Annotated in this window: 11 protein-coding genes, 1 CRISPR repeat array and 1 other annotated feature; of the genes, 10 read left to right on the top strand and 1 reads right to left on the bottom strand. The window is 38.1% G+C overall.

From position 1 onward, the window contains the following. The first annotated feature begins 11 nt into the window (after nucleotides 1-11). Genes cas8a1 through cas2 form a run of 7 tightly spaced genes read left to right on the top strand, consistent with a single transcriptional unit; the run spans nucleotide 12 to nucleotide 7,478 of the window. Nucleotides 12-1,712 (top strand): type I-B CRISPR-associated protein Cas8b1/Cst1, encoded by a 1,701-nt coding sequence (cas8a1, locus tag ACNAN0_RS11355; RefSeq protein WP_416353335.1) that lies wholly within the window; start codon nucleotides 12-14, stop codon nucleotides 1,710-1,712. Then, complete coding sequence (gene cas7i / locus ACNAN0_RS11350) at nucleotides 1,712-2,608, top strand: type I-B CRISPR-associated protein Cas7/Cst2/DevR (protein ID WP_416353334.1); 897 nt, start codon at nucleotides 1,712-1,714, stop codon at nucleotides 2,606-2,608. The genes cas8a1 and cas7i overlap by 1 nt, the downstream gene beginning before the upstream one ends. Further along, complete coding sequence (gene cas5, locus ACNAN0_RS11345; protein WP_230914417.1) at nucleotides 2,595-3,359, top strand: CRISPR-associated protein Cas5; 765 nt, start codon at nucleotides 2,595-2,597, stop codon at nucleotides 3,357-3,359. The genes cas7i and cas5 overlap by 14 nt, the downstream gene beginning before the upstream one ends. A gap of 13 nt (nucleotides 3,360-3,372) precedes the next feature. After that, on the top strand, nucleotides 3,373-5,685 hold the full coding sequence (gene cas3, locus ACNAN0_RS11340) for a CRISPR-associated helicase Cas3' (protein ID WP_416353333.1): 2,313 nt from the start codon (nucleotides 3,373-3,375) through the stop codon (nucleotides 5,683-5,685). Between the two features lie 9 nt (nucleotides 5,686-5,694). After that, nucleotides 5,695-6,183: a CRISPR-associated protein Cas4 gene (gene cas4, locus ACNAN0_RS11335; RefSeq protein WP_230914415.1), complete on the top strand. Its 489-nt coding sequence runs from the start codon at nucleotides 5,695-5,697 to the stop codon at nucleotides 6,181-6,183. A gap of 17 nt (nucleotides 6,184-6,200) precedes the next feature. Then, entirely contained in the window at nucleotides 6,201-7,190 is a 990-nt protein-coding gene (cas1b, locus tag ACNAN0_RS11330) for a type I-B CRISPR-associated endonuclease Cas1b (protein WP_230914414.1), read from the top strand. 6 nt (nucleotides 7,191-7,196) lie between these two features. After that, on the top strand, nucleotides 7,197-7,478 hold the full coding sequence (gene cas2, locus ACNAN0_RS11325) for a CRISPR-associated endonuclease Cas2 (protein ID WP_230914413.1): 282 nt from the start codon (nucleotides 7,197-7,199) through the stop codon (nucleotides 7,476-7,478). A 177-nt stretch (nucleotides 7,479-7,655) separates the two neighbouring features. Then, a CRISPR array of direct repeats spans nucleotides 7,656-9,268; the repeat unit is 30 nt; unit sequence GTTTTTATCTAATAGAACTGGAATGTAAAT. Nucleotides 9,269-9,355: 87 nt separating this feature from the next. Here cas2 and ACNAN0_RS11320 read toward each other — a convergent pair. Next, entirely contained in the window at nucleotides 9,356-9,664 is a 309-nt protein-coding gene (locus tag ACNAN0_RS11320) for a hypothetical protein (protein ID WP_416353332.1), read from the bottom strand. Between the two features lie 148 nt (nucleotides 9,665-9,812). On the opposite strand from ACNAN0_RS11320, the gene aroD reads away from it, so the two are divergent. From aroD to ACNAN0_RS11305, 3 genes are all read left to right on the top strand, one after another. Continuing rightward, nucleotides 9,813-10,586 (top strand): type I 3-dehydroquinate dehydratase, encoded by a 774-nt coding sequence (gene aroD, locus ACNAN0_RS11315; protein ID WP_416353331.1) that lies wholly within the window; start codon nucleotides 9,813-9,815, stop codon nucleotides 10,584-10,586. 73 nt (nucleotides 10,587-10,659) lie between these two features. After that, a complete protein-coding gene (locus ACNAN0_RS11310) occupies nucleotides 10,660-11,301 on the top strand; it encodes an NAD(P)H-binding protein (protein ID WP_230914410.1) in 642 nt (213 codons plus the stop codon). A 66-nt stretch (nucleotides 11,302-11,367) separates the two neighbouring features. Then, nucleotides 11,368-11,627 (top strand) — a binding site (T-box leader). Between the two features lie 79 nt (nucleotides 11,628-11,706). Next, the gene (locus ACNAN0_RS11305; RefSeq protein WP_230914409.1) at nucleotides 11,707-12,822 is read left to right on the top strand and encodes a 5-methyltetrahydropteroyltriglutamate--homocysteine S-methyltransferase; all 1,116 of its coding nucleotides are present in this window, start codon (nucleotides 11,707-11,709) and stop codon (nucleotides 12,820-12,822) included. Nucleotides 12,823-12,837: the final 15 nt, after the last annotated feature.

The following is a 12,837-nucleotide window of genomic DNA, read 5'->3' as shown; positions in this document are numbered from 1 at the left end:
GGAGGAAAATTATGGATGGAATTTTATTAGGTACAGATACATGGCTGAATGCGGCCAGTACAGTTGGCGTGATCAATATTTTAGGCTTGAATAGTGAGCAATTAAGTTCAACAGATAATCAAATTACCATTAAGAAAGAAATGTTGGATGATTTTGCTACACGCTACTTTTCTTATTTTGTAAAAACCTATGCACGTACTTCTAATTATACGAAAGTCATGAATTTTAAAAATTGGTTGGAGCAAACAAACTTCTTCGAAAACGTAGATTTTGACAATTATGCTAAATTTTCAACTGAACTTTCAGATACGGTAAAAAAATATTTAACTTCCGCTAGTTATAAGTCCGCTTATACACTTGTTGATGGCAATCTTGATGTCATTGCGGCACTTAAAGCCTTGCCTAGATTACCTAAAGTTACTAAGAAGAATTGGGTACAGAAATCGCCACAGGTTGTAGAAGCTGTCAAACAAGCTCAGCCAATTATCAATCAAATTTTTGAGTATCTTGAGACACCTGGAGCAAAGAAGTTTATACCGGCCAAAGTTGTTCAGTATTCTGTAATTCAAAAAGCTTGGAATGGCATTAGCTTTTTGAGCCGGCAGCCTCAATTTAAAGACTTCTATGAAGACTACGACCGGTATTTTATTCAACCAGTATATGACTATTTAAAAGAAGATCATTCAAAAGATAAATACATGTGTTCAAATTGCGGCCGGCCGATGAAAAAGCGAGATTTGAGTTATGGTTTTTTGGAATTCATGGGGTATGACTTGAACCGAAAGACTTCCAATGCCTGGCAGTTTAATAGTGACTTATTTATTTGTCCAATTTGTCAGTGGCAGTTTAGCTGTCTGCCAGCAGGCATCAATTATGCGGGTCAGTCTGGTATCTTTATCAATGCAAATTCAAACATTGAAAGTTTAGTCGATATTAACCGAGCGATAGATGCTGAAATGCATTATGATATCAAGCAACAAGGTTACAACAGTCCCTATGGCGCTATGGTTGAGGCATTAAAAGATACGGAGACAGACCGTGCTGCAATCTATGAAGCAGCTGACGTTCAAATTGTTCGCTATGAAAATGAACACTATACATTTAGTATCATTCCCAGAGCCCTGCTGAGAACACTGAATAGGTCAGAAGGCAAACGACTCAAGTTATTGCGAGGTTCTAGATTCGTTTTCAGTGGCGTTAGATATTATCTCTATGATGAAGTTGTAAAAGCACTATTGAATAATCAAAATCTTTTTAATCTGGCAAGGCGGATGATGTATGTTTTGATCAATGATCCAAGCAATGCCAAAGTTTCGGCTAATCAGTATCTCAACACGTTAATAATTAATCATGCATTTTTAGAGGAGGCAAAGATAATGACCAATACAGATCTGACGTTAGATGATTTACAAAAAATAAAGGGTAGTGGCAGCCATCTTAGAGAACGTTTTGAGAAACAAGAAGGTAACCTAAATCGTCTAAATAGTACAGCCGTTAAATTGTTACAGAGTCTGAATGCAAATGATAGACAACGATTCATGCAAATTGTTTTGCGGCTTTACATGGAGATCGGTACTGTCGTACCTAAAGTATTTGATCAGATTTTTCTGGATGACAATTTGTTTCAAGAAATTGGTCTAACATTCACGTCAGGCATCATCAGCAGTATGGCTCCAGAACCAGTCAAACAATTAAAGGAAGGTAATGAATAATGGCAATTAAAGGACTAACAGCGACAATCATTTTTGAGGCTGAATCAGCAAATTACGGTGAAAGTATGGGAAACTTTAGTTTATTGAAAAAAATGACTCGAGAGGATGGTAATCAGTGTACATACATCTCGCGGCAAGCATTACGATACAACATTGTTGACCAGTTAGGGGAAACACCAGCAAAACTAACCAACGCTGGTAGTGGTAATAAAACCGTTATTCAATTTGCACCGGAAGCAACTATTAAAGATTATCCGGAACTAGACTTCTTTGGTTATTTAAAAACTGAGAAGAGTAAAAATGGGGACGTTCGTTCAGCTAAAGTGCGTTTGTCTAATGCCATTTCATTAGAAACCTATAAAGGTGATACGGACTTTTTGACAAATATGGGATTGGCCGCACGGATGCGGAAGCAAGAGAATGATCCTAATATTTTCAATTCTATTGCCCAAGCGGAAATTCATCACGCTTATTATCGTTATACCGTCACAATTGATTTGGACCAAATTGGAATTGATCTTAATAATGAAGAGAATAATATTGACAATCAGGAGAAATCAAGACGTGTGCAAAAGCTTTTAGATACAATTGCTTTTCTATATCGGGATATTCGCGGCCGCCGAGAGGACTTAAAACCACTGTTCATTATTGGTGGCGTCTATGATTTGAAAAATCCGATTTTTGAAAATGTGGTGACTTTAAAAGACGATAGTATTCAAATAGCCCCAATTACAGAAGCCATGAATCAAGAAATTAAGGCTAATACAGCCGTTGGGATTGTTGCCGATAAATTTGGTAACTCAGATGACGTGAAACGTGAATTGGGGGCTAGATCTGTTTTAGATGCTTTCGACACGTTAAAAACAAAGGTAGCTGATTATTATGAAGGGCATTAAACTTTGCCTACATCAAGAAACAGCGAATTACCGCAAACCAGCTAGTTTTGGCTTACGCGAGACCTATCCTTTGCCACCTTATTCAACGATTATTGGAATGGTTCACTATTTAGCAGACTTTCAAACTTATCATCCGATGAAAATAAGTGTGCAAGGTTCCTATTTTTCGAAAACAAATGATGTATTTACACGCTATGAATTTAAAAATGGCGCAAAATTTGAACCATCTCGACATAATATCAATGTTAATGGTATGGGTGTGACTAGGGGAATTGGATCCACAGAATTATTAGTTGATGTTGATTTGATGATTCACATTGTACCGGCTGATGAACAGGACTTAGAGCTGATTTATCAAGCTTTAAAAAAACCAAGAGCTTATCCCGCACTCGGTCGGCATGAAGATCTGGCTGTTTTTGAATCTGTCAATAAAGTAGATATTAATGAAACTGAAATCGAAGAAATGACAAATGAGCAATATCATAAGGGAAATCCAAATTGGGCTGCCTATTTCCCAATAGATTTGATTACCGAAACAGAAACTGTTGAGGTTGAATCAACCGAAAGTAATGTTGCGGGAACAAGGTACCACATTCCTAAACGTTACGAATTAAAAAATTATGGTAATAAAAAACAACCCAAACTAGCTCGGGTATGGGTTGAAAAACCAGAAGTAATTTATGGTTCACAGTTCTACCTTTATGATGAGCAGTTAGTTGACTCTGAGGGTGATTTGGTTTTCTTAGCTTAAGGTGGTTTCGCAAATGACATATTATGCAAAATCTGAAAAAGTCGATGGTGAACGCAAGTACGGCGAGACTATTGCTGAACATACCAATCATCTTTTAGAACAGTTTCATGTTTTAAAACAAATTTATCCTGATGTTTTAAATAAGAATGATTGGACGTTATTGAAAATAGCGGCTCAATATCATGACTTGGGTAAAATGAATAGCTTATTTCAAAAACGATTGCTTCAAGGCGGGAAGCCCTCGTCTGAAGAAATCCCCCATGCGTTGTTAAGTGTAACTTTAGTCCCAATTAAAGAAATACAAAGCGATTTTGACCCTAAGCAAAAATTAAAGGAAGCTAACCATACTAAAGCCTTGATTCACGCAATTGCCTATCACCATGAACGTGATTTTTCGCATATTGAGTTAACCAATTATCAAAAGGCTATTGATTTACTGAAGAATGATGCTGCAAAATTTGACTTTTCGGAAATAAATAATTTTGATTATCCGCCCCAATTGGTGCCACAAAAAATATCGAATCGATTATTAAAACCAGGCAAAAAGCTATTAGGTAAGGATCCAGCATACCACCTATACGTCATGATCAAAGGTCTATTAAATCGGTTAGATTATGCCGCGAGTGGCCATTATCAAGTGGAATATTCGAATGACTTTTTACCGCAAGCACTGGCTGCCAAGTTAGCCGGTTTTAAAAAGGACAATCCGAATGCTGATTGGAACGAGATGCAACATTTCTTAGCAGACCATGCTGATGAGAGTCAGGTCGTGATTGCGCAAACCGGGATGGGTAAAACTGAGGGCGCTTTGCTTTGGCTAAAGCAAGGTAAAGGCTTCTTCGTGCTACCATTAATTGCCGCAATCAATAGTATTTATGACCGTATTGTAAAAATGACACGTGAAACTTTTGATGGAACGGCAAAAGATGTCATTGAGGATCGTGTCGGTGTTTTGCATTCGGGGACTTATGCCAAATTAATTAGTGATGCGAATATTTCAGAAGATAATCTAACCAAATATGCAGAATTAACCCGAGCGATGTCGCTACCTTTGACGGTGACGACGTTAGATCAAATCTTTACTTTTGTTTTTCATCCAGCTGGCTTTGAACGACAGCTTGCAACTTTGGCCTATTCAAAAGTTGTTATAGATGAAATTCAAAATTACGACCCGCAATTACTGGCTTATATTATTTACGGGTTAAAAGTGATTCAAGACTTTGGCGGTCAATTTTTAGTGATGACAGCAACTTTACCGCCACTTGTGATTGATCTAATGCGCCAAGAGTATATTCAACTTCCTGCGCCAAATGTATTTTTAGATACCAAAATTACGCATCGCCACCGGGTCAAAACAATTCAGGCTGAACTTGAAGCCACAGATATTATTGATCAATATCGTGGCGATAAGATGCTGGTTATTTGTAATACGGTTAAGAAGGCCACGAATTTGTATCGGGCGGTGCAAAAACTCGATCCCAAATTAAATGTCCATTTACTGCATAGCCGCTTTATTCGCAGGGATCGAAATGAGAAAGTTAAACAAATTCTTGCAACCAAAAATGATGATCAGCCAGTTATCTGGATTACGACGCAAATTGTTGAAGCCTCAGTAGATATTGATTTTGACATATTATTGACTGAATTATCTGAGCTAAGTGGCCTGTTTCAACGGATGGGACGGGTATACCGTCGGCGTAACTATGATGGCGAAACGCCGAATGTTTTGATTTATGATGGTGGTGAAAAAACCACTTCAGGTATTGGTTCAGACAAAAAATCAGTGGTGGATATTGATATGTTTCAACTTTCCAAAGCTGCAATTCAAGGTCTAGATAGACCGCTGAGTGAACAAGATAAATTAGATTTGATCAATGAAACCTTTACGACTGAGAATTTAAAAGATAGTCAATACTATGAACGTGTGACAAAGGTAATAGGTTATTTAAAGGCAGTTCAAGATGATAATCCGTCATTAAATGAAGTTAAGCAAAGATTTCGTGATGTCACTAACGTTGATGTGATGCCTCAGTCAACTTATGATGACAATCAAGAGGAGGTTGATCACCTGGTGCGAGTACTTAATGGTGATGACCCAAAGGCACGACGGCGGTTGCCACGAATTGAAGCCCAAACTAAATTGGAGCAATATTTGGTGCCTATCGCTCATTGGCGTGTTCAAAATTATGCACAGAGAAATCTGGGCCTGAAATATTTGCCAAATCTCAAAGTTGTTGATGTTGCTTATAGTTCTGAAATTGGGGTTGATTTCGAGAAGTTTCCTGGGAAAACCGAAGATAAATCTAGTGGAAACAATATCTTTTGAGGTGAAACTATGAGAATCACAGGTAATATGATCAATTATTATTTTGTCTGTCAACGAAAACTTTGGCTTTTTACACACCAACTAGATTTTGAAGATACTAGTGAAGCAGTTCGTATTGGTAAAATTATTGACGAGTCTACTTATAGTCGTGAACACAAACAATATCAAATTGATGGCATTATCAATGTGGATATGATTAAGAATTGGTCTACAATTCATGAAGTCAAAAAAGCAAAATCCATAGAAGACGCGGCTGTTTGGCAATTGAAATACTATATGTATTATTTAGAGCAACGTGGCGTACCTATAACCAAGGGTATCTTGGATTACCCTAAACTTTTTCAACGACAGGAGTATCAATTAACTGCAACTGATCGTAAAAGAATAAGATCAATTTTGAATTCTATCCAAGAAGTTGTAAACCAGCCTAATGTACCACCAGTGCATAGATTACCATATTGCAAAAGCTGCGCTTATTACGAGTATTGTTTTAGTTAGCCTAAGGGGATGAGCAGGTGGAGAGTTATTACTTGTTTTCCAATGGTCGCTTGGCTCGGAAGGATAACGTTGTACGAATGGAGGCAACTGACGGCCGATACAAAGATTTAAAGATTGAACTAATTCGTGATCTCTATTTATTCGGAGAAGTGGACACCAATACGAAGTGTTTGAATTATCTTGCTCAAAAAGAAGTTCCGGTTCATTTTTTTAATTATTATGGTTTCTACACGGGATCTTTTTATCCCAAAGAGAGTAATGTCTCAGGGACTTTGCTAGTCAAACAGGTCGCGAGTGTGATTGATAAGAAACGGCAATTACGCTTGGCACAACAGTTTGTTGCAGGTGCGACAGCTAACATTTTACGAAATCTACGTTATTATAAGCAGCGTGGACGTGATATTGAAACAAGTATTGATAGTATTAAAAGCTTAGAAAAATTAATTCCACGTGCAAATGCAGTTAGTGAATTGATGGGAATTGAGGGGGATATTCACAAATATTATTATGGCTGTTGGGAGGAAATTTTAAATCATAAGTATGAATTTACAACTCGTGTCCGCCGACCACCAGATAATATCGTGAATACCTTGATTTCATTTGTGAATACGATGGTATATACTGCATGCTTATCACAGATATATGTTACACAGTTAAATCCTACGGTTAGCTTTTTGCATGTACCGAGTGAGCGACGATTCTCATTAAGTTTAGATATATCAGAGATTTTTAAACCATTAATTAGCGATCGATTGATATTTTCATTATTGAATAAACAGATTATTACCGCCACTGATTTTGAAAATGGTTCAAATGGCTTATTTCTAAAACGTACGGGCCAGACAAAAATTATCACTGAGTTTGATAAGTATTTGAAAACAACCGTACGTCATCGAGATTTGAAACGCTCGGTTTCTTATCGGCATTTGATTCGACTAGAATGCTACAAACTGATCAAGGATCTTATGGGTGAAAAAGCTTATGAACCCTTTGTAATATGGTGGTGATCCGACATGTATGTAATTTTAGTCTACGATCTTTCCCAAGAACGCAATGGTGCTAAAACACAGCGATGGGTATTTAAGATCTGTAAAAAGTATTTAACACATGTCCAGTTTTCCGTTTTTGAAGGTGAATTATCTCAGTCCCAGCTTGAAGCATTGAAAGCTGAGTTAAGACCCTTTGTAAGGGATGATTTGGATTCAATCATTATTTTTAAGAATCAAAATAAGAACTGGCTTAAGAAAGAATATATTGGTCAGGATCGGGAAGATTTAACATCTAATATCTTTTAAAACTGTCGATGGTCAGCTCTGTATTTTTGATGGGGTATCGACAGACAGTAAAACAGGCGTAATATCAACATTACGGCCGGACTTAACAGATTATTTTAGAAAAGAAAATGTAATTTTGGGCATATCGACAGAATAGTGCATGAAAATATGCTATTCTATTGATGTAGCTTTGTCTGGGTTTTTATCTAATAGAACTGGAATGTAAATACTCCAGCGGCAAAGCAAACCGATTTTCAGCTCATGGTTTTTATCTAATAGAACTGGAATGTAAATCTCAACAATGGGTTACTGATCAAATTGCTAAAATTAGTTTTTATCTAATAGAACTGGAATGTAAATCCAACAGTTTTTACAATGCATTGCTAAGCAACAAAGTTTTTATCTAATAGAACTGGAATGTAAATCCTAAAATGGTTCACTCTCTTCGCGTATGATGCGGGTTTTTATCTAATAGAACTGGAATGTAAATGTTGTATCTTTACCATCGTCAAAGATAGACTTATTAGTTTTTATCTAATAGAACTGGAATGTAAATCACTATAACGCTCTTCTGAAGACATGCTTCGACCACGTTTTTATCTAATAGAACTGGAATGTAAATCTTTATGCGCTCATTAACGAAGCGGGGTAAAAAGCTCGTTTTTATCTAATAGAACTGGAATGTAAATATTATTGTAGAAGGTACAAAGGATAAAGGTGCAACGTTTTTATCTAATAGAACTGGAATGTAAATACATCTAGGATATATTTTTATCCCTAAAACAAGTATGTTTTTATCTAATAGAACTGGAATGTAAATGCCTGAACTACAGCACCGTTTTCTTTTTGTAAAGCGGTTTTTATCTAATAGAACTGGAATGTAAATCATAATTGATAAAATTTCGCTTTATCTTCTTTACTAGTTTTTATCTAATAGAACTGGAATGTAAATATGTTAAGCCACTGTTTTTTACAGTTTGGATAAAAGTTTTTATCTAATAGAACTGGAATGTAAATGACTTGATAAACGGCAGAATACCTTGTATGGCCTTGTTTTTATCTAATAGAACTGGAATGTAAATCTCTGAGATATTAAAAGTGGATATTGACTTTCTTTTTGTTTTTATCTAATAGAACTGGAATGTAAATATTTACCCAAGACATTGAGGATATGGACTTAAACCACAAGTTTTTATCTAATAGAACTGGAATGTAAATATATTATGCGGTGAATAACCAGCGGTCTTAGCAGCGTTTTTATCTAATAGAACTGGAATGTAAATCAAGTCCATCAATGAATTTGGGGCTGGGGTGCCGGGTTTTTATCTAATAGAACTGGAATGTAAATTACTCAGCTTGCCCTTGCCCTTTATCCGTTTAGACGTTTTTATCTAATAGAACTGGAATGTAAATTTTTTATAGATTGTCAGTTCAAGCTTTCCTAAATCAGTTTTTATCTAATAGAACTGGAATGTAAATCGATCCAAGACGCCGCTTTGCGACAAAGAATCATTGAGTTTTTATCTAATAGAACTGGAATGTAAATTCGATGACCGGCACTGTGATACCCACCATCTTGTGTTTTTATCTAATAGAACTGGAATGTAAATATTTTTGCCCTTTTTGAGTTTAAAACTGAACGTTTTGGTTTTTATCTAATAGAACTGGAATGTAAATCCAGATACCGCTGCTAGATTTAGAACCCCAGGCATAGGTTTTTATCTAATAAAGATGGAATGTAAATGACGATGATCTTGATCAAGAAACACTTGAATGAGCTCGTTTTTATCTAATAGAACTGGAATGTAAATTACAAGCAACAACATGCTTACCCTCATCACCCAAAAAGAACGCAACTGAAAAAATATCAGTTATGTTCTTTTTTTAACTCGTCAACTCTATTTAGTTGAAATAGTCATATTATGGGTCATCGTTGAAACATATTTACCCGGCTTTAATTGATTTGGCGTGGTCAAGGTAATGTTGTTGGTATTGCTAGTATCCGCATTACCCGGCTGGTAGTTTAGGACTAAATTGGTGGGTACATGAGTGTCTGTCTTAAAAGTAGAATTTTTACTGTACACCACTTGTGCGCTATCTTCAGAGAAGATGGGTTCACTCGTGTGATTTTTCTGAATTAATCCCAGAGTACCACCTGTATAATATTGGCTTAAATTATAAAAATTATTATTTTCGGCATTAAACAAACTTGGTAAGCCTAATTGTAATTTAAAAGTATCGGTTGGAATTGAGTTATCAGTGGGACCATTTGTTCTTTGAATCTAGGCCTTTTCCCTACAGACAGCATAATTCAAAATATGCTAGGATTAATTAAAAATGAGACGAGGTAACGTGATGCAAACAGCAATCAATTTAGGTGCAGTAACTGTCGGTGGCCTTGAACCAACTAAAATTGCCGCGCCACTTACTGGGGCTACTTTAGCTGAAGTGCGGGCACAATGTCAGGCAGTTATTGCTGATCCAGCGGCAGCTATTGCTGAATGGCGCCTAGATTATATGACTGAAACGGTATCGGATGCAGCTATTTTTAAGGCTGCCCAAGGTATGAAAATGGACTTGAAAGCGGCTAATAAAGCTTTGCTAGCTACGGTACGGACTCAGGCTCAAGGTGGCAATTTCAGTGGGGATGCCGAGGCTTATTTGAAGCAATATCAATTGATTTTACGACAAGAATTATCGGATGCCATTGATTTAGAGTACACCATGGATCACGAAGTACGCCGCCAAATCTTAAAAGCAAGTGGGCTTTTAAGTCGGCCGGTGATTTTAAGTTATCATGATTTTGAACGCACCCCTAAACTGGCTGATCTCAAAGAATTACTTCAAGAGATGGCAGCTTTACCCGCGCAACTATTGAAAATTGCCGTCCAACCCCGCTCTCGCCAAGACGTGCTGACGATTTTTGAAGCTGCTGATTGGGCGGCTGATCATTTACAGCAGCCACTGGCTATTATGGGCATGGGTAATTTAGGCAAAATAACCCGTGTTAGTGGCAATATTTTTCCTTCAGCTTTGACTTTTGCCAGTGTTGGTCAACAGCTTTCGGCACCGGGTCAGCTGCCAACAGATTTCGTGGCGCAGGCATTGCAGACGTTCAAGCGTAATTAATAGGCTTTTTGGTTTGAACTTTATATAATGAAGCCAATTGATCGTTTCTAATAATGATTCAGGAGGCATAATTATGAAAATCGGTATTTTAGGCGGTGCTGGCCGTGCTGGTGCTTTCATTTATCAAGAAGCGCAAGCACGCGGCCATGAACCAGTGGCGATTGTGCGCAATGAAGCCAAAGCTAAAGCCAAATTAGGTGATGAGGCACACTTGTTAGTGAAAGACACATTTGACTTAACGGCGGCTGATTTAGTGCCATTTGATGCGATTGTTGATGCTTTATCTGTCCCTTGGGGTTCGGGGAAGGGCTATTTGCATCTGGATATGGCGACACATATCATGCATCTATTAAGAGACACGCAGGCAATAGCTTTATTTATCATTGGTAGTTCTAGTCTAGAGATTAATGGGCAGGTCATTTACCATACGTTTGATGCAACAACAGCGCAGCAGCCTTGGTTCGATGGCGCGCGCTATCAGTATTTTGAGTATATTTATTTGCAAATGAATCCAGAAGTCAATTGGATCGCGGTTTCACCTGCAATGGCTTTTCCAACTGGTCCCAAAACGGGCTATCTGCGTGGCAAAGATGAATTATTAGTTGATGAAGCGGGCAATTCACAAATTAGTACGGGCAATATGGCTGCAGCTATTTTAGATGAATTAGAACAACCAAGCGCGATTCATAGCCGTTTTACGGTTAGAGATAAATAAATTGCAATTATAGGGTTGACAGATAATAACTTGATTAGTAATATAGATACAACATTAATATTTAATTAAAAAGCAATGAAAAGATAAGTAATAAGTGACCCAAAGCAAAGAGAGTTTATGGTTGGTGTGAGTAAACGTGCGGGGACTTATGAAAATGGTCTTGAAGCGAAATATTGCCGAGTGGCGACACGACATAAGGTGATATTGGGCGCGCCCATTACAGCGCTGGAGTCTAGTCGGGTTTTACGGCCGACTGTACTCTTTGAGTTAACTAGTGTGAGCTGGTTAAAAATTAAGGTGGTAACACGAGATCGATCGTCCTTGGAAGTTTTTAATTTCTGGGGGCGTTTTTTTATTGTTATTAATGTTATGGCACAAAATTATTTTTTAGAAGGAGAGATTCATATGTCAACTATTGTTAAAACTAAGTTTCCTAACCGCTATGATGTGGTCGGTAGCCTGTTACGCCCAGCAAGATTGAAGCAAGCTCGGGCTGATTTTCAAGCACATAAGTTCTCTGAAGCAGAGTTGCATCACGTGGAAGATGAAGAAATTAAACGGATCGTGAAAAAACAGGTTGAATTGGGCTTAAAAGATGTCACAGATGGAGAGTTTCGACGGAGTTGGTGGCATTTAGATTTTTATGATGGTTTAAATGGGGCTGAATTTTTCACTCCAGCCCACGGTTATAATTTCAACGGTGAAGAGACGCGTAGGGGCGGCATCAAGATCACTGATAAGATCACTTACAATCCTGATCATCCCTTTTTTGCCGGGTTTGAATATTTACAAAGTATTGTCCCTGATGGTGTCACCGCAAAACAAACAATCCCCAGCCCATCAGTTTTCTTTCCGAGCGATGACGCTAAAATTGTAGACACCCATTATCACAATTTAGACGCTTTCGTCGCCGATGTAGTCTTGGCCTATCAAAAGACGATCCAGCATTTTTATGATCTGGGCTGCCGTTATTTGCAAATCGATGACACGTCATGGGGGATGTGGGCTAGCTTCTCTGAAGGTACATTGAATCCAGACTTAGTGCCGTTAGCTGAAGCCGCCGTAAGAGCCATCAATGCCATCGCCGACAACAAGCCAGAAGACTTAACTTTGACCATGCACGTTTGCCGGGGCAATTACGACTCAACCTGGGCCGGTGCCGGGGCTTATGACCCCGTCGCTGAGTACCTAGCGCAACTCCACATTGACGGTTATTTCTTAGAATACGATGATGCCCGTTCTGGCGGCTTTGAACCTTTAGCCAAAATTGCGGCTAATGGCTTGAATCATCAACGGGTGGTACTCGGCTTAGTAACCTCTAAGAAACCAGCACTGGAAGCACAGACGCAATTAATTGCGCGGATCCATGAGGCAGCTAAGTACATCCCTTTAGAGCAGCTTTGCTTATCTTCCCAATGCGGCTTTGCTTCCACCGAAGAAGGGAATCGGTTGACGGAAGCCGATCAATGGCGCAAACTTCAATTAGTTGTAAATACAGCTAAAGCAGTCTGGGACATATGATGATAAACAAAAAGG

Origin of the sequence: Agrilactobacillus fermenti, from assembly GCF_047943045.1 — a bacterium.
In the GTDB taxonomy this organism is placed as follows: domain Bacteria; phylum Bacillota; class Bacilli; order Lactobacillales; family Lactobacillaceae; genus Agrilactobacillus; species Agrilactobacillus fermenti.
The sequence above is the reverse complement of the archived record's forward strand: the minus strand, read 5'-3'. Positions and strand labels throughout refer to the sequence as shown.